25 protein-coding genes are annotated in these 22,233 nt (G+C 68.8%); 7 read left to right on the forward strand and 18 right to left on the reverse strand.

Going from position 1 to position 22,233, the window contains the following annotated elements:
• Positions 1–77: 77 nt before the first annotated feature.
• Both NUT86_RS02330 and NUT86_RS02335 read right to left on the reverse strand, forming a co-directional pair.
• The gene (locus NUT86_RS02330) at positions 78–563 is read right to left on the reverse strand and encodes an EF-hand domain-containing protein (protein WP_274733028.1); all 486 of its coding nucleotides are present in this window, start codon (positions 561–563) and stop codon (positions 78–80) included.
• 225 nt (positions 564–788) lie between these two features.
• Positions 789–923: a hypothetical protein gene (locus NUT86_RS02335; protein ID WP_266437331.1), complete on the reverse strand. Its 135-nt coding sequence runs from the start codon at positions 921–923 to the stop codon at positions 789–791.
• Here NUT86_RS02335 and NUT86_RS02340 point away from each other — a divergent pair.
• Positions 922–1,506, forward strand: a complete 585-nt coding sequence (locus NUT86_RS02340) for a DinB family protein (protein ID WP_274733029.1) — start codon at positions 922–924, stop codon at positions 1,504–1,506. The genes NUT86_RS02335 and NUT86_RS02340 overlap by 2 nt on opposite strands.
• A gap of 199 nt (positions 1,507–1,705) precedes the next feature.
• On the opposite strand, the gene NUT86_RS02345 is transcribed toward NUT86_RS02340, so the two are convergent.
• The gene (locus NUT86_RS02345; protein WP_274733031.1) at positions 1,706–2,413 is read right to left on the reverse strand and encodes a nitroreductase; all 708 of its coding nucleotides are present in this window, start codon (positions 2,411–2,413) and stop codon (positions 1,706–1,708) included.
• Positions 2,414–2,513: 100 nt separating this feature from the next.
• On the opposite strand from NUT86_RS02345, the gene NUT86_RS02350 reads away from it, so the two are divergent.
• Positions 2,514–3,107 (forward strand): TetR/AcrR family transcriptional regulator, encoded by a 594-nt coding sequence (locus NUT86_RS02350; RefSeq protein WP_274733033.1) that lies wholly within the window; start codon positions 2,514–2,516, stop codon positions 3,105–3,107.
• 88 nt (positions 3,108–3,195) lie between these two features.
• Here NUT86_RS02350 and NUT86_RS02355 read toward each other — a convergent pair whose 3' ends face one another.
• Entirely contained in the window at positions 3,196–3,672 is a 477-nt protein-coding gene (locus NUT86_RS02355) for an ArsI/CadI family heavy metal resistance metalloenzyme (RefSeq protein ID WP_274733034.1), read from the reverse strand.
• A gap of 79 nt (positions 3,673–3,751) precedes the next feature.
• Between NUT86_RS02355 and NUT86_RS02360 the strand changes: the two genes are divergently transcribed.
• From NUT86_RS02360 to NUT86_RS02370, 3 genes are read left to right on the forward strand one after another with little or no spacing between them, the layout of a single operon-like run.
• Entirely contained in the window at positions 3,752–4,153 is a 402-nt protein-coding gene (locus tag NUT86_RS02360; protein ID WP_266437318.1) for an ArsR/SmtB family transcription factor, read from the forward strand.
• Positions 4,150–5,271: an ACR3 family arsenite efflux transporter gene (gene arsB, locus NUT86_RS02365; protein ID WP_148589458.1), complete on the forward strand. Its 1,122-nt coding sequence runs from the start codon at positions 4,150–4,152 to the stop codon at positions 5,269–5,271. The genes NUT86_RS02360 and arsB overlap by 4 nt, the downstream gene beginning before the upstream one ends.
• Positions 5,264–5,683 carry an arsenate reductase ArsC gene (locus NUT86_RS02370; RefSeq protein ID WP_274733036.1) on the forward strand — a complete coding sequence of 140 codons (420 nt, stop codon included), beginning with the start codon at positions 5,264–5,266 and terminating at the stop codon, positions 5,681–5,683. Before arsB ends, NUT86_RS02370 begins: the two co-directional genes overlap by 8 nt.
• Before the next feature lie 138 nt (positions 5,684–5,821).
• Here the strand turns inward: NUT86_RS02370 and NUT86_RS02375 are convergent, their stop codons facing one another.
• From NUT86_RS02375 to NUT86_RS02390, 4 genes are all read right to left on the reverse strand, one after another.
• A complete protein-coding gene (locus NUT86_RS02375; protein ID WP_274733037.1) occupies positions 5,822–6,280 on the reverse strand; it encodes a MaoC family dehydratase in 459 nt (152 codons plus the stop codon).
• A gap of 87 nt (positions 6,281–6,367) precedes the next feature.
• The gene (locus tag NUT86_RS02380; RefSeq protein WP_274733038.1) at positions 6,368–7,912 is read right to left on the reverse strand and encodes an acyl-CoA synthetase; all 1,545 of its coding nucleotides are present in this window, start codon (positions 7,910–7,912) and stop codon (positions 6,368–6,370) included.
• Positions 7,913–7,931: 19 nt separating this feature from the next.
• Entirely contained in the window at positions 7,932–8,810 is an 879-nt protein-coding gene (locus NUT86_RS02385) for an amidohydrolase family protein (RefSeq protein ID WP_274733040.1), read from the reverse strand.
• 1 nt (position 8,811) lies between these two features.
• On the reverse strand, positions 8,812–9,723 hold the full coding sequence (locus NUT86_RS02390) for an SDR family oxidoreductase (protein ID WP_274733042.1): 912 nt from the start codon (positions 9,721–9,723) through the stop codon (positions 8,812–8,814).
• 207 nt (positions 9,724–9,930) lie between these two features.
• Between NUT86_RS02390 and NUT86_RS02395 the strand changes: the two genes are divergently transcribed.
• Positions 9,931–10,344, forward strand: a complete 414-nt coding sequence (locus NUT86_RS02395; protein ID WP_229838265.1) for a MarR family winged helix-turn-helix transcriptional regulator — start codon at positions 9,931–9,933, stop codon at positions 10,342–10,344.
• Positions 10,345–10,480: 136 nt separating this feature from the next.
• Here NUT86_RS02395 and NUT86_RS02400 read toward each other — a convergent pair whose 3' ends face one another.
• Together NUT86_RS02400 and NUT86_RS02405 are read right to left on the reverse strand one after the other, a co-directional pair.
• Positions 10,481–11,749 carry a dienelactone hydrolase family protein gene (locus tag NUT86_RS02400; protein ID WP_274733044.1) on the reverse strand — a complete coding sequence of 423 codons (1,269 nt, stop codon included), beginning with the start codon at positions 11,747–11,749 and terminating at the stop codon, positions 10,481–10,483.
• 162 nt (positions 11,750–11,911) lie between these two features.
• On the reverse strand, positions 11,912–12,760 hold the full coding sequence (locus NUT86_RS02405; RefSeq protein ID WP_159491644.1) for a LysR family transcriptional regulator: 849 nt from the start codon (positions 12,758–12,760) through the stop codon (positions 11,912–11,914).
• A gap of 102 nt (positions 12,761–12,862) precedes the next feature.
• On the opposite strand from NUT86_RS02405, the gene NUT86_RS02410 reads away from it, so the two are divergent.
• Complete coding sequence (locus NUT86_RS02410; protein ID WP_274733048.1) at positions 12,863–13,588, forward strand: SDR family oxidoreductase; 726 nt, start codon at positions 12,863–12,865, stop codon at positions 13,586–13,588.
• Positions 13,589–13,669: 81 nt separating this feature from the next.
• On the opposite strand, the gene NUT86_RS02415 is transcribed toward NUT86_RS02410, so the two are convergent.
• The 8 genes from NUT86_RS02415 to NUT86_RS02450 all read right to left on the reverse strand — a co-directional run bounded on the left by NUT86_RS02415 (position 13,670) and on the right by NUT86_RS02450 (position 22,092).
• Positions 13,670–14,443: a hypothetical protein gene (locus NUT86_RS02415; RefSeq protein WP_274733050.1), complete on the reverse strand. Its 774-nt coding sequence runs from the start codon at positions 14,441–14,443 to the stop codon at positions 13,670–13,672.
• A 416-nt stretch (positions 14,444–14,859) separates the two neighbouring features.
• Positions 14,860–15,759, reverse strand: coding sequence for a TauD/TfdA dioxygenase family protein (locus NUT86_RS02420; RefSeq protein ID WP_274733052.1), 900 nt, complete (start codon positions 15,757–15,759; stop codon positions 14,860–14,862).
• A gap of 31 nt (positions 15,760–15,790) precedes the next feature.
• Entirely contained in the window at positions 15,791–16,162 is a 372-nt protein-coding gene (locus NUT86_RS02425) for a 4Fe-4S dicluster domain-containing protein (RefSeq protein ID WP_274733054.1), read from the reverse strand.
• On the reverse strand, positions 16,159–17,751 hold the full coding sequence (locus NUT86_RS02430; protein ID WP_274733055.1) for an FAD-dependent oxidoreductase: 1,593 nt from the start codon (positions 17,749–17,751) through the stop codon (positions 16,159–16,161). Before NUT86_RS02430 ends, NUT86_RS02425 begins: the two co-directional genes overlap by 4 nt.
• Positions 17,748–19,106 (reverse strand): LLM class flavin-dependent oxidoreductase, encoded by a 1,359-nt coding sequence (locus tag NUT86_RS02435; protein ID WP_274733056.1) that lies wholly within the window; start codon positions 19,104–19,106, stop codon positions 17,748–17,750. Before NUT86_RS02435 ends, NUT86_RS02430 begins: the two co-directional genes overlap by 4 nt.
• A gap of 43 nt (positions 19,107–19,149) precedes the next feature.
• Positions 19,150–20,166: an ABC transporter permease gene (locus tag NUT86_RS02440; protein WP_266437281.1), complete on the reverse strand. Its 1,017-nt coding sequence runs from the start codon at positions 20,164–20,166 to the stop codon at positions 19,150–19,152.
• Positions 20,163–21,014 (reverse strand): ABC transporter ATP-binding protein, encoded by an 852-nt coding sequence (locus NUT86_RS02445; protein WP_274733057.1) that lies wholly within the window; start codon positions 21,012–21,014, stop codon positions 20,163–20,165. The genes NUT86_RS02440 and NUT86_RS02445 overlap by 4 nt, the downstream gene beginning before the upstream one ends.
• A gap of 4 nt (positions 21,015–21,018) precedes the next feature.
• Positions 21,019–22,092: an ABC transporter substrate-binding protein gene (locus NUT86_RS02450; protein ID WP_274733059.1), complete on the reverse strand. Its 1,074-nt coding sequence runs from the start codon at positions 22,090–22,092 to the stop codon at positions 21,019–21,021.
• Between the last annotated feature and the right edge of the window lie 141 nt (positions 22,093–22,233).

A 22,233-nucleotide genomic window follows, 5' to 3' on the forward strand; every position in this document is an offset into this window, starting at 1 on the left:
GCCGGGGCGGCGGTGCTGTGGGCCGTAGCGCAAGAGCCCGTTCCCACCGCCGCGATCGCGTCCAATGTGGGATTACCTCAGAGTGCGCCGAAGAGCAGATGGCTTGGGGTACCGGCCGGTTCCTCATTGCGGTAGTACTGCGCGGCGGAGGTCATGAGCGTCGCCCCGGCCTCGGCCGCGGGGACACCGATGGCGGCAAGGACGGTGACGAAGTCCTCCCTGCCGACCAGACCGTCGTCATCCCGGTCCGCGAGGTGGAAGCCGGCCTGGTAGAGCGGGCCGACCAGTGTGTCGAAATTGACGCTCACCTGGCGCAGGGCCTGACGGAACTCGCCCTTGTCGATCCGGCCGTCACCGTCGGCATCGGCGGTCTCACGCAGGGCCCGCCAGTAGTTCATCATCGCGTCGGCATACTTCTCGCCCTTCGCCGTGCGCTCCTCACTGGAGGCGGTCAGCACCCGGGCGGCCATCAGCTCGAAGTCCTCTTCGGCGATCACGCCGTCGCCATTGACATCCAGCAAGGAGAAAAGCTTCTCGTACTTTTGATCCAGCAGTGCGCCCATGCGGTCCTCCAGTGCCGACAGTTCCCCCGAAGCGGTTCGAGAGTACCGGCGTGCGATCGGGTGAATCGACCCATCACGAGAGCCTCGTTCGCGTGAAAAGTACTCGTCACGGTTGACGCTTTTCTCGAATTCCTGCTCCCACAAGGAGCGGGGCGAGTTGGTCAATGATCCGGTCTGCGGCTGACTTCGAGATCACGATCTCTGCCGGAGCGCTGAGAGGTTGTCTCACGTGGCAAGTTTCGCGAGCTTCTTGTAGCAGGTCAGGGCGGCGGCCATGGCCAGGCCTCGGCTCTGCCAGTCGTTGCGGACCACGTACGGATCTTGAGACCACGAGCAGCCCGTGGCAGGCTCACGCCGCATGATCGATGAATTCGCGAAAGGCAACCTGCACGGGAGACTGCGGCGGGACCGCAAGGCGCTGCTCTGGAAACTCGACGGCTTGTCCGAATACGACGCCCGCCGGCCTTTGACAGCGACCGGGACCAACCTCCTCGGCCTGGTCAAACACGTGGCCACCGTCGAGGCCAGGTACTTCGGCGAGGTCTTCGACCGCCCTTCCCCGGAATCGCTGTCCCGGTGGCAGGACTCCGACGGCAGCGATCAGTGGGCGACCGAGGACGAGACCCGCGATCAGGTCATCGGGTTCTACCGGCGCACGTGGGAACACTCGGACGCGACGATCAACGAGCTTCCCCTCGACGCCCCCGGCCACGTGCCGTGGTGGCCGGAGCCTTATCCCAACACGAACCTGTTCACCATCATGGTCCATGTACTCGGCGAGTCCATCCGGCATGCCGGGCACGCCGATATCCTGCGCGAGGGCCTCGACGGCCGGACCGGGTTGCGCGCCGAACACGAGAAGCAGATCGACGAGGAAGCCCGTGCAGCCTACTGCGCGAAGATCGAGCAGGCCGCCAGGTCGGCCGCACCAATCAAGGCTTAGAGGTTGTCTCACGTGACTTGATGTTCGTGCGACATGATGCCGGTCTAGGCGGTCGTGGGTGCTGATCTGTCGAAGCGTCTGGTTCCTGATGAACTCTGGGAGCTGGCCGCCCCGTTACTGCCGTCGTTCGCTGCTCGTCACAAGATGGTGAGACCGCCTGCTACAAGAAGCTCGCGAAACTTGCCACGTGAGGCACCCTCTAACAGCGAAAGGTCGTGGTCGCGTCGAGGGCGGCCCTGTCGGTCGTGATGTGGTTGACCGGCGCACTCTCGTCGGCGTAACCGAAGGAGATCCCTACGAGTAGCTTCCCGCGGTCCAAGCCGAGTTCGCTACGAACGGTGTCGGCGTAGAAGCTCAGCAGTCCCTGCGGGCAGCTGTCCAAGCCGTACGCGGTCATGGCCAGCAGCAGCGTCTGGGCGTAGATCCCGACATCCGCGGCCAGTCGTGCCCCGGCGTCTCCGGCGTCTCCGGCGTCTCCGGCTGTGAAGAGGAACGCGACGTGCGGGGCGCCGTAGAAGCGCAGGCTCTCGGCGTCGAAGGCCGCGCGGGCCGCGTGGTCGTTCCGGCCGATGCCCAGTGCGCCGTAAAGCGCGGTGCCGAACGCGGCGCGGCGACGCTGCTGCGCTATCGAGTACATGTCCTCGCGGTAGGGGAAGTCGACCGTGGTGCGCTGCTCGGCGTGGGCGGCCTGAAGCGCGTCGGCAAGACGGTCCCGGAGCGACCCGCTCACCACCTCGACCTGCCAGGGCTGTGTGTTCGAGCTGGATGGTGCGGCGCCGGCGAGTGCGAAGACGGCGCGCAAGGTCTCCTCGGGCACCGGGTCGGGCCGGAATGCGCGGGTCGCGCGGCGACCCCGGATCAGCTTCTCCGCGTAGCCACTCAGCTCGGTCGGGTGGGACAGGCTCATGGTGGTACTCCTCAGACACCTTAGGTAAACGGAAACGTATACCTAAGCTCGACCGTAACAGTGCCTCCATCTGAAGTAAACGTCTGCGTATACTTGAGGCATGGAGGCAGCGACCACGAAGACCCAACGCCGGGGGCGTGGCGGGCGTGAACGGATCCTGGGCGCAGCCGCCCTGCTGTTCGCGAAACAGGGGATCAACGCAACCGGTATGGAGCAGGTTGCGGAGGCGGCGCCGGTATCCAAACGCACTCTCTACGCACATTTCCCCGCCAAGAGCGACCTGGTGATCGCCCACTTGCAAGAGCTGGCCGCATCCGGACGGACCCTGGAGAGCGTGCTCACCCGCGAGGATCTCGATCCTCGGGAGCGGATTCTCCGGCTGTTCGACCTCCCGGCACCGGACGCGTCCCCGGTGCGCGGGTGCCCGTTCATCGATGCCGCGGCCGAGTTCCCCGACCCGCACAGCGCGATCCACACGTACGCACGCGAGCAGAAGCTGCTGATGGCGCAGCTCGTCACCGAGCTGGCGGCGGAGCTGGGCGCTGCCGAACCCACCGCGCTCGCCGAGCAGTTGGTCACGCTCGCCGACGGCGCGGCCAGCCGCGCGATGGTGCTGGATCAGCCGGACTACGGTCGACACGCGCGCGCCGCCGCGGAAATCCTGCTCGACCGGGCCCTCATGCCGATGAGTTGAGAAGGTTATGGCCGACCTCGTGGCGGACGCTTGAACCTCCCTCCGTTACCGACCGCCGCGCCGGAGAAATGGCCCGAGCGAGGCGATATCAGCCGCTGCCGCAGCCGCAACCCGAGGCCGGCTCAGCGGGCTCGGCAGCGGTGGATCGGCTGCTGCAGCAGGCGTCGCCGTTGAGAGCTTCGTTCGTGCCCAACTGGTCGGCGTCGGCCTTGACTACGTAAACCTCCCAGGGCTCCTTACCCGGGCCGTGCACCCACACCTTGTCCTGAAGGGCATAGCAGCAGGAGGTGTCGTTCTCCTCGAAGGTCGCAAGCCCCGCTTCCTTGAGACGGTTGGTGGCGGCGGTGACCTGCTCGGTGGAGTCGACCTCGACGCCGAGGTGGTCCAGGCGGGTCTCCTGGCCCGCCTCGCCTTCAATGAGGACGAGCTTCAGCGGTGGCTCACCGACGGCGAAGTTGGCGTATCCCGGGCGGCGCTTGGACGGCTCGACGCCGAACAGCTTGGAGTAGAACTCCACCGATCCTTCGAGGTCAGCGACATGGAGAGCGAGCTGAACGCGGGACATGGCGATCTCCCCTTATCTTTGTATCGATGTTTTTCAATGCAAGCTTGCGCCTTGTATTGAAGTTTGTCAACATAGAGGTATGTCGAAACAAGAGCTTGAGGTGCTCGGTCAGACCGACGCCTGCTGCCCGGGGCTGCTGACCGCCCCACTGGACGAGGACCAGGCCGCCGAGCTGGCGACGGTCTTCAAGGCTCTGGGAGATCCGGTGCGGCTTCGGCTGCTGTCGATGATCGCTTCCCGGGCCGGCGGCGAGGTGTGCGTGTGTGACCTGACGCCCGCCTTCGACCTGTCCCAGCCGACGATCTCCCACCACCTCAAGCTCCTGAAGCAGGCCGGGCTGATCGATTCCGAACGCCGCGGGACATGGGTGTATTATCGACTCCTGCCGCAGATGACCGACCGGCTCGCCGGCATCCTGACCCGTCCCGCCGGAGAGCCCCTCCCCCAGCCCGCCCAGACCTCTGCGGGAGCCACCTCATGACCGCCGTGGCAACGGCTGAGGACGCGCCCGCCGGGCCCGTCGCGGCCCGCTTGGCGTTCCTGGACCGCTTCCTGGCGTTGTGGATCCTGTTGGCCATGGGCGCCGGCCTCGGGCTGGGCCGGCTGGTCCCGGGCCTGGGGGACGCACTGGCGATGGCGCCGGTCACCGGCGTCTCGCTGCCGATCGCGCTGGGCCTGCTGGTGATGATGTACCCGGTCCTGGCCAAGGTCCGCTACGACCGCCTGGACACCGTCACCCGCGACCGCCGCCTCCTCATCCCCTCCCTGGTGCTCAACTGGATCCTCGGCCCGGCTGTGATGTTCGCGCTCGCGTGGATCTTCCTGCCCGACCTGCCGGAATACCGGACCGGGCTGATCATCGTCGGGCTGGCCCGCTGCATCGCCATGGTCATCATCTGGAACGACCTGGCCTGCGGCGACCGCGAAGCCGCCGCCGTCCTGGTCGCGCTGAACTCCGTCTTCCAAGTCCTCGGGTTCGGCCTGCTGGGCTGGTTCTACCTCTCCGTCCTGCCCGGCTGGCTCGGCCTGGAACAGACCGGGCTGAACGTCTCGGTGTGGCAGATCGCCCGGAGCGTGCTGATCTTCCTCGGCATCCCCCTGGCGGCAGGGTTCCTCACCCGCCGTCTGGGCGAGAAGGCCAAGGGACGCACCTGGTACGAGACGAAGCTGATCCCCCGCATCGGCCCGTTCGCCCTCTACGGACTGCTGTTCACGATCGTCGTGCTCTTCGCCCACCAAGGGGACGCGATCATGTCCCACCCGCTGGACGTCGCGCGGATCGCCCTGCCGCTGCTGGTCTACTTCGCTCTCATGTGGGCCGGTTCCATGGCCCTGGGCAAGGCCGTCGGCCTGAACTACCCGCGGACGACGACGCTGGCGTTCACCGCGGCGGGCAACAACTTCGAACTCGCCATCGCCGTGGCCATCGCGACCTTCGGCGCGACCTCCGGCCAGGCTCTGGCCGGTGTCGTCGGCCCCCTCATCGAGGTGCCGGTGCTGATCGGACTGGTCTATGTCGCCCTCGCCGCCCGCCGCCTCTTCCCCGACACCACCCCGGCCGCCGAGCCGGCCGGCCTCCAGGAGCCCGCCCGTGACTGATCCCCGCAAGCCGTCGGTGCTGTTCGTCTGTGTCCATAACGCCGGACGCTCCCAGATGGCCGCCGCCTTCCTCACTCACCTCGCCCAGGGCAGGGTGGAGGTCCGTTCGGCGGGCTCCGCCCCCGCTGACGCCGTGAACCCGGCCGTCGTGGAGGCTATGGCCGAGGCCGGCATCGACATCTCCGCCCAGACCCCGAAGGTCCTGACCACCGAGGCCGTCCAGGCATCCGACTACGTCATCACCATGGGCTGCGGCGATGCCTGTCCGGTCTTCCCCGGCAAGACCTACCTCGACTGGGTCCTGGAAGACCCCGCCGGCAAGGGAGTCGAATCCGTCCGGCACATCCGCGACCAGATCAAGACCCGCGTCGAAGCCCTGATCGCCGACATCAACACGGAGCAAGATGGCTGAACGCGCTGTACTCGCTGCCGGGGTCACTGCCGCAGCAACGTTGGGACGAGGGCGAGCGCCAAGTCCCCCGCCCCCTTCGGGAGTCCGCCGACGTCCGGCCCGTTCCGGTTCAGCGGTCGACCAGGGGGGCGGAGGTTGTCAGGCGTAGTGGCGGTAGACGGCGTGGGCCACGCAGGCCGGCTTGTCGCTGTCTTCGACCTCTACGGTGAAGGTCAACGGCATCTGCACGCCATTGCCCTTGACGTCCTCCACGGTGCCGACGGCGCCGTGCAGGCGGATCCTGGCGCCGACCGGGACGGGGCGGGGGAAACGGACCTTGTCCAGGCCGTAGTTGACGCTCATGGAGATCCCGGTGATGTCGAGGAGTTCGCCGAAGAGCGGGATGATGAGGGAGAGGGTGAGGTAGCCGTGGGCGATGGGACCGCCGAAGGGGCCGTCCTTGGCCCTCTCCGGGTCCGTGTGGATCCACTGGTGGTCGTCGGTGGCGTCGGCGAAGGTGTTCACCCGTTCCTGGGTGATCTCCTGCCAGTCGGTGCGTCCGAGGTCGGCTCCGCTGAGGGACTTGAGTGCTTCGAGGCTGTTGGCGGTGGTGGGCATGGGGAGTCCTTTCGGTGGATCGGGCAGGGCTGGGTACGGCCCCGATCAGAAGTAGAAGGGGCCTTACAGGTGGGGGCGGTAGCGGCTCTACCGGTGGGGCTCGTCCGCGGGAGTGTTCGCGTAGGAGGCGCGCACGGCGGATTTGACGATTTTTCCGGTGGCCGTGCGAGGCAGGCTGTCCGTGAGGACGACGGACTTGGGGATCTTGTACTTGGCGAGCTTGCCGTGCAGATGGTCGAGGATGCCGGGCTCGTCGGCATGGGCTCCGGGTCCGAGGACGACGACGGCGCGGCCGACTTCACCCCAGGTCTGGTCGGGCACCCCGATGACTGCGCATTCGGCGACGGCTGGGTGGGAGAGAACTGCCTCCTCGACCTCGGCCGGATAGACGTTCTCCCCGCCTGAGACGAACATGTCCTTGGCCCGGTCGACGATGTAGGCGTAGCCGTCGGTGTCGGTCCGGGCAACATCGCCGGTGCGCAGCCAGCCACCGTCGGCGAAGACGGCCTCGGTCTCCTCGGGCCGGTTCCAGTAGCCGGTCATGACGTGGGGGCCCTGGACGAGCATCTCGCCGCGCTGCCCCGGCCCGGCGTCGAGGCCGTCGGGCAGCACCACGCGTGTGTCGGTGAAGAAGTGGGGCACGCCGGCGGATCCGGCCTTCGCCGAGGTCTGTTCCTTGTCCAGGAAGAGGATTCCGGGGGACGCCTCGGTCATGCCGTACCCCTGGCTGAAGGCGAGTCCCCGGGCGAGGTACGTGGCGATGGTGCGGGCGGGGACGGGTGCGCCGCCGCAGTTGAGGGTGCGCAGGCTGGACAGGTCCGTGGTCGACCAGCGGGGCTGGGCGGCCATGGCGTCGTACATGGTGGGGACGCCGAACATGTACGTCACGCGCAGGTTCTCAATGGTCTCCAGCACTCGTGTGGCGTCGAAGGCGGTGAGCAGCACCACCCGGCCGCCCTTGAGGAGGGTGGGCAGGCAGGTCATGTTGAGGCCCGCGGTGTGGAACAGAGGGGCGGCGACCAGGGTCACCTCGTCGCCGCCGAGGTCGGTGTCGACGAGGACGTTGACGCTGTTCCAGACGACGTTGGCATGGGAGAGGACGGCGCCCTTGGGGCGGCCCGTGGTCCCGGAGGTGTACATGATCATGCAGGGGTCGTCCGGAGCCACCGGCTCGTCCAGGGGATCGGTGCCGCCGCCGGCGAGGACCTCCTCGTAGCCGAGGGCTCCTTCGTGGGACCCGTCGAGTGTGATCCGGTGGCGCACTCCGGCCTCATCGGCGGCGGCGCGTGCGGCGCAGGCCTGCTCCGGCGCGTGGATGAGGACGGTGCTGCCCGAGTCGGACAAGTTGTACGCCAGCTCCGGTGCGGTCAGCCGGTTGTTGAGCGGGACGAAGACCGCCCCGAGCAGGCCGGCGGCAAACAGCGTCTCCAGGAAGGACGGGTGATTGGGCCCGAGGTACGCGATCCGGTCGCCCCGGACCACTCCCACATCCTGCAGGCCGTGGGCGAGAAGCAGGACGCGCTGGTGGAACTCGCGGTAGGTCCAGGCGCGGTCCTCGTGGATGACGGCGACCCGGTCCGGGGTCTTGCGGGCCCGACGCGTCGGCCACGAACCGATGCCTTGGTTCAACACGGCGACTCCTTCCGTTCCTTCACAGACCGAGCAGGCGGGCGGCGTTCTCCTTGAGGATCTTCGGCCGGACCTCGGGCTTGATGTCGAGCTTCTCGAAGTCCGCCAGCCACCGGTCGGGGGTGATGACGGGGTAGTCGGAGCCGAAGAGGACCTTGTCCTTGAGCAGGGTGTTGGCGTACCGCACGAGCTGCGGCGGGAAGTACTTCGGCGACCAGCCGGACAGGTCGATGTACACGTACGGCTTGTGGGTGGCCACCGCCAGGGCCTCGTCCTGCCAGGGGAAGGACGGGTGGGCCAGGATGATCCGCAGCTGCGGGAAGTCCACGGCGACGTCGTCGACCAGCATGGGGTTGGAGTATTTCAGCCTGATGCCACCGCCGCCCGGGACGCCGGCTCCGATACCGGTCTGGCCGGTGTGGAACAGCGCGGGCACGCCCAGTTCCTCGATGGCCTCGTACAACGGGTAGGCGAGGCGGTCGTTGGGGGAGAACGCCTGGATGCTGGGGTGGAACTTGAACCCGCGGACGCCGTACTCCTCCACCAGGCGTCGTGCTTCGCGCACGCCCGCGCGGCCCTTGTGCGGGTCGATGCCGGCGAAGGGGATCAGTACGTCGGGGTGGGCGGCACAGCTGTCCGCGATCTCCTCGTTGGAGATCCGCGGGTGTCCCGTGGCGTGTTCGGCGTCGACGGTGAACACCACGGCCGCCATGCGGCGTTCGCGGTAGTGCCCGGCCATCTCCTCGATGGTCGGCTGCCGGTGTCCGTGGGCCTTGAAGTACTCCGCGGAGGCGCCGAGCAGTTCGGGGCTGAGCGCCCCGTGGCCGTCCTTGGAGACCTCGGCGTGTGTGTGCATGTCGATGGCGGTCAGCCGGTCGAGGTCGAGTGCGAGGTCGCCCATCTCACGCCTCCGGAGCCTTGGGCGCCGGGATTCCGTAGGTCTCGGGCTCGGCTCCGACGCCGTCCGGCCACTGGGCGGCGATCGCGTCGGCGCTCCAGCCGCCGTCGGCGAAGGCGACCGCCTTCTCCTTCGGGTGCGCCCACAGGGCCAGCCGGTCGCCGCCGATGCCGATCGCCTGCCCGGTCACTCCCGCGGAGGCGTCCGAGGCCAGGAAGGTGACCAGGCCGGCGACGTCCTCGATGGTGCCGAGGCCCTCGTCCTTGCGCAGCCAGTCCGGCAGTGGGACGCCGGTGCGCTCGGCCTCCTCGATGACCGGCGCGAACGCGGGGATGGTCTTGGTCATCTCGGTGGCGGCGACGGGCACGACGGCGTTGACGGTGATGCCGGACCGGCCCAGCTCCATGGCCCACGTCCGGGCCATGGCGACGATGCCCGCCTTGGCCGCGGCGTAGTTGGTCTGGCCGAAGTTGCCGCGCTGCCCGGCGGGCGAGGAGATGAGGACGAGCCGGCCGCCGGTGCCCTGCTCCCGCATGCGGACAGCGGCCGCCCGGGCGCAGGTGAAGGTGCCGCGCAGATGAACGCGGACGACGTCATCGAAGTCGTCGTCAGTCATCTTCCACAGCACACGGTCCCGCAGGATGCCGGCATTGGTGACGAGCACGTCCAGGCGCCCGAACTCCCGCACCGCCGTGTCCACCAGCTCCTCGGCGGCCGCGCTGTCGCCCACCGCCGCCACGGCACCGGCCGCCCTGCCCCCCGCGGCCGTGATCATGGCGACAGCGGCATCCACCGCGCCCTGGTCGACGTCGTTGACGACGACGGCGGCTCCCGCCGCGGCGAGGGCCTGGGCGTATCCCAGCCCCAGGCCGCGCCCGCTACCGGTGACGACGGCGACTTTCCCGTGCAGGTCCATGGAGGGTGCCTCTCGTGAGCAGTGTGTGGCATGCCGAAAGCACCGGCACACGCCGGGATCGACAGGGATCCTGATGAACAGCAGTCTGGGCAATCATCAGGATTCCTGTCAATGCTCTAGGGTGGTCGGTACGACCGATGCCCCGAGGCGCCCAGCGCGGGAACGACATGGACCGCCACACGCGGAGACCACCACAGGAGGACGAACGTGAGCACCTCGCTGCTCTACCTGGTCAAGAGGACGGAGCTGGCGGTGCGGGCCCGCTTGGAGGAGCTGCTCAAACCCGCCGGCATCACCGCGCTGCAGTACACCGCCCTCACCGTGCTGGAACGACACGACGGCATCTCCGCCGCACAGCTCGCCCGCGACTCCTTCGTCACCGCGCAGTCCATGGCCGACATGGTCCGCGCGCTGGAGAGCCGCGGCCTGATCCGTCGCGAGCCCAACCCCGCCAACCGCCGCGAGCGCCTCATCCTGCTCGCCGACGCGGGGCGCCGACTGCTCGCCGAGTACGCCGAGCCGGCCCGCGGCCTCGAGGAGCGCATGGTCGCCGACCTGACCGCCGAGGAGGTCGACCGGTTCCGGGAGGCTCTGCATCGCACATGGCGGTCCCTCACCTGACCGGGCCGTGTGTCGAATGAATGGTGATCAAGGCCTGGGAGCCATGTTGATCAAAATTCCACACACGGCCCGGGAGTCCTTTCAGGAGGCTGGGACTCTGCGAGCGAGCAGCGTGCGGAGATAGCCGGTCGGCTGGTCAGATGTCGTCGCCCGGTCGTTTGTTCACCTTCAGGTCCTTCGGAATCGCCGGCAACAGGCGCTGCTTCGAGGTGACTTCGCGGATCGTGAGCGGATCGGTGAAGCTCTGCTGAGGGGCCCGGTGGAAGGTGACGGCCGGGCCGCCCTTGCGCAGGTTGCCTCCCTTCGGGTCGAGGTCTTCGAGTGCCGGGAGCCGGTAGGACTTGGATTTGTGCAGGGCCTGATCCAGGAAGGAAGCGGTTATCTGAGCGGCCTGGGCCTGGGCCGCCGCCGGTGCGGCGACCTTGGAGGCCGGGCAGTCCCCGACCCCGCCCTCCTTCGTGTCCGTCGGGGGGAGGTTGGTGTTGAGCATGCGGTGGCCCGTACCTGCGAGGAGTACATCCGCGGCGACCTTTGTCGAGCCCGACTTGGCCAGTTCCTTCATCTCCTCCAGGCCGGCGCTCGGGTCGACGTCCTCGTCACACCCCCCGCGGAGATTGAGAACGGGGACCTTGTGAGGCACCTTCTCAGCCCCTACGGCGGGCTCAAGGGCCACAACACCGAAGAGGCCGGCGCGCTGGGCGGCCTTCGGTGACAGGACGTAGCCACCACCCCGGCTGTGCCCGACCAGCCCCACGCGGGAGGTGTCGATCCGCCCCTTCACCCCCGGGATGTCCAGGCCGTGGTTGACGCCCTTGTTGAGGTCGGAGAGCAGCCGCAGATGTGCGTTGACCAGGTCCGTATAGCCCTTTTCCGGAACGGTCTCGCCTGCCCACCAGTGCTCCGGGGAGACCACGTCGATGGACACGGCGGCGAAACCCTTGCGGGTCAGTGCCTGCACGACATGCGACAGACCCACGTCGTGGCGCAGGTAGTCAGGGCCGAGGTTGGGGTTGTGCGGTTCACCGGGTGCGGCGCAGACCAGGGGCCATTGAGCCTTGACCGGCTTACGGGGAAAGTAGGGCGGCTTGTCGGAGAACGCGCAGTTGTGGTGCAAGCCGTGCATGACGACGACAACCGGGTGCGGTCCTTCTCCCTTGGGCATGCCGAGCACGCCGTGCACCTGCGTCGGATTCCCGGGTGGCCTGCTGGTGATCTTGAGAAGGCCGGGGGCGAGCTCATAGCTGGTCAGGCTGGCTCGGTCGCCGGGCTTCGGCTTGGTCGTGGAATCGGTCGTGGAATTGGTCGTGGCATTCGCCGTCGCCTCGGAGGCGCCGTACACGATGGTCAGGGCGAGTGCAGCGGTCGCGGCAGTGAAGCTGACAGGCCGGAGTTTTCGTGTGTTCACAATCGGGAGGATGCGAAACGGGGATGACGAGTTCCGCTCAGGAGGTGCCGGCGGCGGTCGCAGCCTCTTCCGGGCGGTTCCGCCTTTCGCAGGGCGCAGGGGCTCGCACCAGCCGGGCCGGTTTTCTTGGATGCAGCGCACCAGCGGGGGCGGTTCTTGCGTTTAGAGACGTGTCGCGGCCTGAACGAGCCCGGCGACGGCTCGGGACCGGCTGTGGGGCGGCCACGCGATCACGGTCGTGACCATCGGTGCGTCCAGCACCGGCACGGCGGCGAGATCGTCGCGTAGTTGGGCTCTGCACGACTCCGGCGCGATCCAGCAAGCGCGGCCGAGCGCGATCAGCTGGAGCAACTGCGCATGCTCCCGAACCTGCGGACCGGGGCCATCCGGGTACGTACCGTCGCGGCCGGGCCAGCGCGGCACCGGCAGACCAGGCAGTTTGGTGACTTCGGCCATCTGCACATGGGGCCGGACGGTGAGGGGATGCCGGGCCGGCAGAATCACGACCTGTCCCTCCGTGCGGAGCTCCTCGGTGTCGAACCCGGCCGTCGAGTCGAACGGCAGGTGCAGCAGGGCCACGTCGGCCCGGCCGTCACGCAGCACTCGTTCCTGCTCACCGATCCCGCACAGGAGCAGGTCGACGGTGACCGCATCGGGTTCGGCGGCGTAGGCGTCGAGCAGTTTCGCCAGCAGTTCGCCGGCCGCGCCCGCCTTCGTGGCGAGGACCACCCCCGCGTGGCCGGTCGCGGTGAGGGCGGCGCGGCGGGTGCGACGCTCGGCGGCCTCGATCGCGTCCAGCGCCGCTCGGGCCTCCCGCAGGAGTACCGACCCCGCCTCCGTCAGGGTGACCGTGCGGCTGGTGCGTTCCAACAGCGCCGCCCCGAGGCGCCGTTCGAGCTGGTGGATCGCCCGCGACAGCGGGGGCTGCGCGATCCCGAGCCGCTGTGCGGCCTTCCCGAAGTGCAGTTCCTCGGCGACGGCGATGAAGTACCGCAACTCCCTTGTCTCCACGGCGTCATGTTACGGCCCCAACTGGATCGATACCCGTGTGGTATCGCCGGCCACCCAATCGGTGTTGGCCGACTCCCGCTGCGCCCGGACAGGATTGGCCGCATGAGTGAACAGACGATCGCGCTGGTGACCGGCGCGAACAAAGGTATTGGGTATGAGATCGCGGCCGGTCTGGGCGCCCTCGGCTGGAGGGTTGGTGTCGGTGCCCGGGATGAGGAGCGTCGCGGGGTCGCCGTGGCGAAGCTGCGGGCGGCCGGCGTCGATGCGTTCGGTGTCCCGCTCGACGTGACCGACGACGCGAGCGTGACCGCTGCCGCCGGGCTGGTCGAGGACCGCGCCGGACGCCTCGACGTGCTCGTCAACAACGCCGGGATCACCGGCAGCGCGCCACAGATGCCTACCACCGTCGACGTCGCGACGGTGCGGGCGGCCGTGGAGACCAACGTGCTCGGCGTCATCCGCGTCACCAACACGATGCTGCCGTTGCTGCGCCGCTCGGCCTCGCCGCGGATCGTGAACATGTCCAGCATGGTCGGCTCGCTCACCCTGCAGACGACCCCCGGCACCGAAACGGGTCCCATCGCCGCCGCTTACGCGCCGTCGAAGACGTTCCTCAACGCTGTCACCGTCCAGTACGCCAAGGAGCTGCACGACACAAACATCCTGATCAACGCCGCCTGCCCCGGCTACTGCGCGACCGACCTCAACGGTTTTCGCGGCGTCCGCACCCCGGAACAGGGCGCGGCGATCGCGATCCGACTCGCCACCCTCCCCGATGACGGCCCGAGCGGCAGCTTCTTCGACGACTCAGGGGAGGTGCCTTGGTGACCCGAATGCCGGTGAGTGCCGGGTCCGCCCCGAGCTGCTCGAGGCGGACCCGGCAGATATCGGCGTCAGGCAGGCAGGCGGTTACGGCTCGACCGAGACCGGCTTCTCGGCACGCAGGTCGCTGACGAAGCCGCCGTTGACCACGCGCATCCAGTAGGAGTGTGTGCGGTCCGCGGGGGGAATGTCGGGGTGACGCTCCAGCTTGCGGTCCATCGAGGTGGCTCCGGCCTGGACGTTCCGTTGGAACGTGTAGGGATGCCACACGCCGATCTCGCTGGAGTAGAAGGGCTTGCGCTCCATCAGGGTGACCTGGTCCGGGTTGCCCTGCGCGGGCTTCCAGGTGACGCGGACGGTGGCCGCGTCGAGGCGGTCGACGGACGTCAGCGCCGGCGCCTTCGGAATCACCGAAGAGGCGGCGGGCTTGAGGTCATTGCTGTGGATGGTCCGCGGTACGGACGGATCGTAGTTCTCCGGGTGGTCCAGCTTCCCCGTGACGCGGAGCGCGGTGGGTGCCTGGCCCCGCTCGCCCGCGCACGCGTCGACCTGGACGACCTTGCGCCAGTCGTCGGAGATCCTTACGTAGTCCTCCTTCTGGAGCGGCAACTCGCGGGCGCCGCCGCCGAAGACTCCGCTGACGGAGTAGACGTAGCGGGAGTCGTGGGAGCGGACCACCTGGTAGCTGCACCGGTCCACGGCCGCGGCGCGCGCGTTGATCGTTGGCTGGAGCGACGGCGCGTCGCCGGCAGGTGCGGCGGCGGGGGCCTGCGGGGCCGCTGTGGCGACGCCTGCGCCCGAGGCGAGGGCACCGAGACTGAGCGCGCATGTGGCGAGGGCGGCAGCTATACGAGAGTTCATACATCCTCCGGCGACATCCATGGGCTCACGGGGAGCCGGTGAGCAGATGACGTGCTGGGCCGGCCCGGGCCGCCTGTGCGGCCTGGGCACGGTTACGTCTGCGGCGCGGGATGCCTCGGACGTGGGGTCGGCCCTGATCGGGGTCACCGACCAGGGCTGGACGCTACCGGCAATTGATGGTCAAGAAAAACCCAAGGCATAGCAAAGCGAAGGTTTTGCGTCACCTTTCTTCGGCTGGTGCCGTTCGCAGCCGGGACAACGACCGTGGTCCTCAAGGCCGGTGACGACAAGCGCCTCTGACCGGCGATAACGAGGATTGTCGAAATCCTGTTCCTGCCACCGTCAGAGGCACTTGCCATGTGGGTGCCGCCAGGAGGTGCTCCACATGGATCCTGGCGGCCGACGGGCCCGAGGCGTCAGGCCACGGCGGGTGTGTAGTGGTCGGTGTCACCGCCTTCGATGGCGCGGCTTGAGGTGCCGGCGATGCCCACCGGGGCGTCCCCGGCGACGGTGACGCGGTGCAGTAGGCGCGGGAGGTCGCCGTAGTCGTCGGGGGCGTAGTGCTGGGTGATGCGGTTGTCGAACAGGACGAGGTCGCCCGGTGTCCAGGTCACCCGGACGATGTTCTCCGGCCGCGTCACGTACGACTGGAAGATGCGCAGCAGGTCCCGGGACTCCGACGGGCCGAGGCCCTCGATGGTCTGCGCGAAGCCGCCAATGAACAGGCCCCGCTCCCCCGTCTCGGGGTGCACGCGTACCACCGGGTGGGCGGTGCGGTATGTGCGCGAGACGAACTGCTTGCGGTGCTCGGCCGCCTTGTCGGTCTTCGGGGCGGCGTAGTCGTAGGCGTTGGTGTGCACCGCCCACACCTTGTCCGCCAGCTCGCGCAGCGGCTCGGGCAGATCCTGGTAGGCCGCGGCCGAGTTGGCGATCAGCGTGTTGCCGCCGTAGGGCGGGACGACGATGCTGCGCAGGGTCGATGCCTTCGGAGGTGTGCGGACGAAGGTGACGTCGGTGTGCCAGTGGTTGGCGCGGATGCCCTCGTCCCCGTCGACGGGCAGGATGTTGGGCTGCCCGTCCACGGACGGGACGGTGGGGTGGGCGGTGGTGAGTTCACCGAAGAGGGAGGCGAAGCGCAGCTGCCCCGCGTCGTCCAGCTGCTGTCCGCGGAAGACCAGCGCCTTGTGTTCCAGGAGGGCCTCGTTGATCTCGGCGACGATCGCCGGGTCGAGGTCGGCGGAGAGGTCGACGCCGACGATCTCGGCGCCGATGCGTCCGCCGATCCGGCGGATGTCGAAGCCTGTGCTGGTGCTCATGTGCGTATTCCTTTCAGGGGTTTCGGCGATTTCAGGAGGTGATGGGCAGGGAGGTTTCTTTGGAGCCGGGTGGGTTGAGGTGTGGTCCTACGGCGAGCCGGGCGCCGGGCGTGCGGCCTCGCCCCCAGCCGATGTGGCGGCGGTAGCTGCCGAGGAGGCCGGCCCGGTCAAGACCGTCCTCGTCACGGACGGTGGGTTCGTCGGCGGGCAGGGGGTGGGTCTGCGGGGCGACGTAGAGGGCGTCGGCGGGGCAGTTCGCCTCGCACTGGAAGCAGGTCTGGCAGTCCGTGTGGCGGGCCAGGACCGGGATGCCGTCCTCGCCTCGGTCGAAGACGTTGGTCGGGCAGACCTTGATGCACTTGTCGCAGGCGATGCAGCGCTCTGCGGAGATGAATTCGATCACGAGACTGCCTCCAGGAGTGCGGCCACCGGCTCGGGCCGGGTCCACACCTCGTCGAGTCCGCCGGTGATGATGCGGTGACGCTGTGCGGGGTCCTGATCGGGGAAGTCGAGGCGCCGTGCCATGCCGCGGCTCTCGGTGCGGGCGAGCGCGGAGGCGTACATCCAGCGGGCGTGTGCGGTCATCGCCGCGGCCTCGCGGGCCCGTACGGCATCCGGCCCCGTGCCGAGCAGCGCGGAGCGGGCCTCGTCCCAGATGGCGTCGAGCGCTGCCAGTGAGGTGGTGAGAGCCATGCCGTGGCGCAGGTAGTTCTTCTCGTACGGCAGGACCTCGCTCTGAACCGCCTCGATCACCTCGCGGTGGGCATCTGCCGGGCCCGCTGCCCGGGCCGGCCGGAGGCCCGCCCCGCCCGTCGGAGCCAGTCGGCGTGTGCCGCCCCGGCGGCCGAAGGACAGGGCGTACCGGGCCGCCCCCTGGCCCGCCCAGGTGCCCGAAGAGATGGCCCAGGCGGCGTTGTGGCTGCCGCCCCCGGTGAAGCCGCCGCAGATCAGCTCGCGGGTGGTGGCGTCCCCGGCCGCGTACAGCCCGGGGACGGTGGTGGAGCAGTCGTCACCGGTGAGGCGGATCCCTCCGGTGCCGCGCACCGTGCCCTCGGCGAGCAGCGTGATCGCGAACCGTTCGGTGAACGGGTCGACGCCGAGCCGGTCGAAGGTGAGGAAGAAGTTCGGCTGGGCCAGCCGCATCGCCCGCCGGGCCGAGGCGTCGGCACGGTCGAGACGGCAGTACACCTTCTCGTGCAGCAGAGCGCGGGCGATCACCGACCGGCCGCCCTGGCTCGCCGCGCCTTCCAGGACGGTTCCGTCCTCGTGGTAGAAGGTCGCGAACGAGTAGAACGCGGTCTTGGTGACCGAGGTGCCCTCGGGTGCGATGCCGTAGGCGTTGGAGAACTCCATGCCGGACAGCTCGGCACCCGCCTCGGCGGCGAACAGGGCGCCGTCTCCGGTGTTGACGTTGCAGCCGAGCGCTCCGCTGAGGAACGCACAGCCGCCGGTCGCCAGGACCACCGCCCCCGCGCGCACCCGGTATGTCCCACCCGCCTGACGTCGGTAGCCGCGGGCTCCGGCGACCGCCCCGGACGGGTCCGTCAACAGCTCGGTGACCGGACTGTGATCGAGGACGCGCGCCCCGGCCCGCTGGACGCGGATGCGCATCCGGCGCATGTACTCGGGCCCTTGCAGGCCGTTTCTGAGCTGTGTTCCGTCCGGCCCGGTGGGGAAGGGGTACCGGCCCGCCGCGGCCAGCTCGTTCATGCCCGCGTACGTCTGGTCCAGGACGCGTTCCTTCCAGCGGCGGTCGTCGAGGTATCCGCCGAGCTTCTCCCGGCTCGCCATGGCCGCTTCCCGCGCGGCGGGGTCCGGCGGGACGTACCAGACGCCGGTGCCGCCCGACGCGGTCGCGCCGCTGGTGCCGCAGTAGCCCTTGTCGGCGAGGACGACGTCCGCTCCGGCCTGGGCCGCCTTCAGCGCCGCCCAGGTGGCGGCGGGGCCGCCGCCCACCACCAGGACGTCCGTGGTGAGATCGAGCCCGGTCATGCCGGCTGCCCCTCGGTGGCGGTGACGGCGGAGGCGAGCCGGCCCGCGGGGCGTGGCAGGCCGTAGTGCTCGCGCAGGGTGCGTCCGCTGTACTCGGTGCGGAACAGGCCCCGCTCCTGGAGTATCGGCACGACGTGGTCGACGAAGTCCTCCAGGCCGCCCGGCAGATGCGGCGGCATGACGTTGAAGCCGTCGGCGGCTCCCTGCGTGAACCACTCTTCGAGCTGGTCGGCCACCTGCTCCGGCCTCCCGGCGAAGACCCGGTGGCCACGCCCGCCGCCGAGGCGCGCGATGAGCTCGCGCAGGGTCAGACCGTCCCGCCGGGCCAGTTCGGCGACCAGGGTGAAGCGGCTCTTGTTGCCGTTGATGTCCCGCTCCTCGGGCAGCACGGGAAGCGGACCGTCCAGCGGCAGCCCGGTCAGGTCGGTGCCCAGCATCCCCGACAGCTGAGCGAGTCCGTACTCCGGCACCTGAAGGTCAGTCAGCTCCTGCTCCAGGGCGCGGGCCTCCGCCTCCGTCGCGCCGATGACCGGGCAGATCCCGGGCAGGATCTTCAGGTCGTCCTCGGAACGTCCGTAGCGGGACAGGCGGTTCTTCACATCCTTGTAGAAGGCCTGCCCGTCGGCGAGGGTCTGCTGTGCGGTGAACACGGCCTCGGCGTACTGGGCGGCGAACTCCTTGCCGTCCTCGGACGAACCGGCCTGCACCAGCAGCGGGTAACCCTGCGGGCTGCGCTGCACGTTCAGCGGGCCCTGTACGGCGAAGTGCTCCCCCCGGTGGTCAAGGGGCTGCACCTTGCCGGCGTCCACGTAGATCCCGCGCACACGGTCGAGCAGGACCGCGTCGTCCGCCCAGCTGTCCCAGAGCTTGGTGGCGACCTCCACGAATTCCCGCGCCCGGGCGTAGCGCAGGCTGTGTTCGAGGTGTTCGTCCTGCCCGAAGTTGCGGGCCTCTTCGACCGTGCCGGAGGTGACGATGTTCCAACCGGCGCGCCCGCCGCTGAGGTGGTCGAGGGAGGCGAACTTCCGGGCCGTGTGGAAGGGCTCGTTGAAGGTGGTGGAGACGGTGGCGATCAGACCGATGCGCTCGGTCACCGTCGCCAGGGCGGACAGCAGCGTGAGCGGTTCGAAACCGCCGAGCGCGTTGTGTTTGACCTTGCCCCAGAGGGCCAGTCCGTCGGCGAAGAAGATGGAGTCGAGTTTGCCGCGTTCGGCGGTCTGCGCGAGGTGTTGGAAGTAGCGCAGATCAGTGAGGCGTTCGGGCTGGGTACGCGGATGTCGCCAGGCGGCGTCGTGGTGGCCGGCGTTCATCAGGAAGGCGTTGAGATGTAGGCGGCGGGGGCCGGCTGCGGGCACGGAAGACTCCTCGGGGTTCCTTGCGCGGGGGCGGATACGGACGTCAGCTCGTCGCGGGGACGCGCCATGAGCTGAGCCGCTTCTCCACGGCGACCAGCAGCTGGTTGAAGGCGACGCCGATGACGGAGATCGTGACGATGCCCGCATACATCTGCGGAATGGCGAAGTTGTACTGGGACGCGTTGATCAGATAGCCGAGACCGGCCTTGGCGCCGATCATCTCGGCGGCGACCAGGACGACGATGGACACCGCCCCGGCAAGCCGGATTCCGGTGAAGATCGTCGGGACCGAGGCCGGCAGGATCACCTTCTGGAACAGCCGCGGAGCGGACAGGTCCATGGACTTCGCCAGCCTCAGCAGGGTGGGGTCGACGGTGCGTACCGCGCTGATGGTGTTGAAGAGGATCGGCCATGCGCACGCGTACACCACGATGGAGATCTTCGACGTCTCGCCGATGCCGAGGAGCAGCACGAACACCGGCAGCAGGGCCAGGGCGGCGGTGTTGAGGAACACCTGCAGCAAGGGGTTGAGGAGATCGGCGACGGGCCGGTACCAGCCGATGAGCAGGCCCAGCGGTACGGACACGGCGACGGCGATGCCGAAGCCGCTGAACGAACGCACCAGGCTCGCCCGGGCGTTGTCGGCGAGCTGGCCGTTGGCCACCAGTTCCCACCACGCCTGGGCGACCTCGCTGAACGGCGGCAGGAAGGTCCGGTCCACCAGGCCGAACCGGGGCGCCAGTTCCCACACGAGCAACAGGGCGACGATCGCCGCCGACTTGGTGGCGCCGGTCAGTGCCGCGCGCAGGATGCGGGGCAGCGCGGGAGGGCGAGGAAGCTGGGGCCTGCTCTGCGCAACCGGCAGGACGGCCGCGGACTCCTGGGCGGAGGCCGACGACGTGCCGGTGGCCGGCGCGGAGAACTCCTCCGGCGTCGTGAGTTCCTCTGTTGTCGCGAGTCCCTCCGAAGTCGTGAGGTCCTCCGTTGTCGTGAGTTCCTCCGGGGTCTTGAGTTCCTCCGGGGTCCTGCGCCGAGTGCTCGAACCGCTTGCGAGGCTCATACGGAGACCTCCTCTTTCTCCAGCAGTTGGGTCCTGGTCACCTCGTCGTGCAGAAGCGTCCAGATCTCGTGTCGGTACCGTGCGAACTCGGGGCTGGACCGCAGGTCGTCCGTTGCCGTACGGGAGTCGAAGCCGATCGGTACGACCTGCTTGATACGACCAGGCCTGGAGGTCATGACGGCCACCCGCTGGCCCAGGTAGACGGCCTCCTCGATGCCGTGCGTGATGAAGACGACGGTCTTTCCGGTGCGCTGCCAGATGCGCAGCAGCTCGTCCTGGAGCGACTCCCTGGTCTGGGCGTCCAGTGCGGCGAACGGCTCGTCCATCAGCAGGACGTCGGGGGCGTAGGCGAGAGAGCGGGCGATGGCCACGCGCTGGCGCATACCGCCGGACAGCTCGTGCGGGTGGCGGTTCTCGAATCCGGAGAGCCCGACCAGGTCCAGGTACTCGCGGGCACGGGCAGCGCGCTCACGTCGTGGCACGCCGGTCGCCTCCAGGCCGAACTCGACGTTGCCCAGGGCGGTGCGCCAGGGCAGCAGCGCGTACTGCTGGAAGACGATGCCGCGGTCCAGGCCCGGTCCGGTCACCGGTTCCCCGTCCAGGAGGATCCGTCCGGCACTCGGCCTGGCGAGCCCTCCCAGCAGGTCCAGGAGCGTGGACTTGCCGCATCCGCTCGGGCCGACCACGACGACGAACTCCCCCGCGTCGATCCGCAGATCGACACCGTCCAGAGCGGTGAACTCGCCGTCCCCGTGCGCCGAACCACGGCCTTGGGCCCTCCCCCTCTTGGCGGGAAAGGTCTTGCGCACCCGCTCGAACTCGATCTTGGGTGTGGTGGTTCCTGACATGGGATCAGCTCCCGCTCTTGGACGTCGTCTTGGCCGCGGACGGCTTGTCCGCCTTGTCCTTCCGGCTGTACGCGTTGAACTCGTTGGTGTAGAGGTCCGAGGCCTTGACCTGGCCCTTCTCGATGTCACCGCGTTTGGCGAGCCAGTCGATCCACAGCTGGAACTCCTTGTCGGTGATGCGTCCGGCGGTCTCGGCGACACCGAAGGACTTCCAGTACTTCAGCGGAGCGGTGCCCTCGTTGCGGCCACGCTTCTTGACGATCTCGATCTGCCGGGCGATGACCTCGTCGCGCGGTGTGGCGCGGGCCCACTCGATGGCACGCGCGATGCCCGTGACAAAGGTGCGCGCGGTGTCGGGGTTCTCCTTCAGGAACCGGTCGTTCACCACATATGTGCCGGCGGAGAAATCGCCGAGCAGTTGGTAGTCGGTGAACAGCGGCCTGATGCCACCGGTCTGCAGGGCCTTGTCGCGCAGGATGTCACCGAGGACACCCACCTGGATCTGCTTCTGCCGCAGCGACTGTTCGGTGTTGACCGGGGGCACCACCAACGGCTCGGCCTTCTTGATGTCCGCCTGCGACAGGCCGTGGCGTTGCAGGTAGATGTCGAGCATCGCCTCGGAGTGCGCGCCGAGGGTGTTCATCCCGACCTTCTTGCCGATCAGGTCACGGGCGGAGTGGATCGGGCTGTCCTTGAGCACGTAGAAGCCGCTGTACGCGGCCTTGTCGACGCCGTAGTAGCTGATGACCGCTGTGATGGGCGCCTTTCTCGCGGCGAGTTTGACGACCGCTCCGTTGAACGCGCCGCCGAAGTCGACCTGCCCGGTGGCCGCCGACTGGATGTCCTGTGGCCCGCTGATCGTGTTGCCGACCCACTTCAGCTTCACGTCGTCCAGGAAGCCGAGGTCCTCGGCCAGTTCGGGCAGGATGACGGAGCCTGCCCAGCCCTGGTATCGCAGGGTCTTGGTCTGATCCTTGGCCGCACCGCCGCCCCCGGAGCCGCAGCTGACCGCGACCGCCGAGAGGCCCAGCAGGGTGAGGAACTGTCGTCGGCTGGATGGGGTGATCAGCGTGCTCATGGAAGTGTCCTGTTCGGGTGGTGGGTGGAGCGCGGTGGGACGCGAACTGCCTTTGTTGCGGACGCGGGTGAAGGGGGGCAGGAGGAGCCGGGTGGGCAGCAGGAGCCGGGTGGCTACGGGCCGGCGGTGGCGATGACCGGT

Origin of the sequence: Streptomyces sp. G7(2002) (assembly GCF_028870195.1) — a bacterium.
Taxonomy (GTDB): domain Bacteria; phylum Actinomycetota; class Actinomycetes; order Streptomycetales; family Streptomycetaceae; genus Streptomyces; species Streptomyces nigrescens.

Excerpts from the sequence above, each read along its gene's own strand:
- NUT86_RS02330 (WP_274733028.1), bottom strand. The coding sequence starts at position 563 with ATGGGCGCACTGCTGGATCAAAAGTACGAGAAGCTTTTCTCCTTGCTG.
- NUT86_RS02340 (WP_274733029.1), top strand. The coding sequence starts at position 922 with ATGATCGATGAATTCGCGAAAGGCAACCTGCACGGGAGACTGCGGCGG.
- NUT86_RS02335 (WP_266437331.1), bottom strand. The coding sequence starts at position 923 with ATGCGGCGTGAGCCTGCCACGGGCTGCTCGTGGTCTCAAGATCCGTAC.
- NUT86_RS02345 (WP_274733031.1), bottom strand. The coding sequence starts at position 2,413 with ATGAGCCTGTCCCACCCGACCGAGCTGAGTGGCTACGCGGAGAAGCTG.
- NUT86_RS02350 (WP_274733033.1), top strand. The coding sequence starts at position 2,514 with ATGGAGGCAGCGACCACGAAGACCCAACGCCGGGGGCGTGGCGGGCGT.
- NUT86_RS02355 (WP_274733034.1), bottom strand. The coding sequence starts at position 3,672 with ATGTCCCGCGTTCAGCTCGCTCTCCATGTCGCTGACCTCGAAGGATCG.
- NUT86_RS02360 (WP_266437318.1), top strand. The coding sequence starts at position 3,752 with ATGTCGAAACAAGAGCTTGAGGTGCTCGGTCAGACCGACGCCTGCTGC.
- arsB (WP_148589458.1), top strand. The coding sequence starts at position 4,150 with ATGACCGCCGTGGCAACGGCTGAGGACGCGCCCGCCGGGCCCGTCGCG.
- NUT86_RS02375 (WP_274733037.1), bottom strand. The coding sequence starts at position 6,280 with ATGCCCACCACCGCCAACAGCCTCGAAGCACTCAAGTCCCTCAGCGGA.
- NUT86_RS02385 (WP_274733040.1), bottom strand. The coding sequence starts at position 8,810 with ATGGGCGACCTCGCACTCGACCTCGACCGGCTGACCGCCATCGACATG.
- NUT86_RS02390 (WP_274733042.1), bottom strand. The coding sequence starts at position 9,723 with ATGGACCTGCACGGGAAAGTCGCCGTCGTCACCGGTAGCGGGCGCGGC.
- NUT86_RS02410 (WP_274733048.1), top strand. The coding sequence starts at position 12,863 with ATGAGTGAACAGACGATCGCGCTGGTGACCGGCGCGAACAAAGGTATT.
- NUT86_RS02415 (WP_274733050.1), bottom strand. The coding sequence starts at position 14,443 with ATGAACTCTCGTATAGCTGCCGCCCTCGCCACATGCGCGCTCAGTCTC.
- NUT86_RS02420 (WP_274733052.1), bottom strand. The coding sequence starts at position 15,759 with ATGAGCACCAGCACAGGCTTCGACATCCGCCGGATCGGCGGACGCATC.
- NUT86_RS02430 (WP_274733055.1), bottom strand. The coding sequence starts at position 17,751 with ATGACCGGGCTCGATCTCACCACGGACGTCCTGGTGGTGGGCGGCGGC.
- NUT86_RS02440 (WP_266437281.1), bottom strand. The coding sequence starts at position 20,166 with ATGAGCCTCGCAAGCGGTTCGAGCACTCGGCGCAGGACCCCGGAGGAA.
- NUT86_RS02445 (WP_274733057.1), bottom strand. The coding sequence starts at position 21,014 with ATGTCAGGAACCACCACACCCAAGATCGAGTTCGAGCGGGTGCGCAAG.
- NUT86_RS02450 (WP_274733059.1), bottom strand. The coding sequence starts at position 22,092 with ATGAGCACGCTGATCACCCCATCCAGCCGACGACAGTTCCTCACCCTG.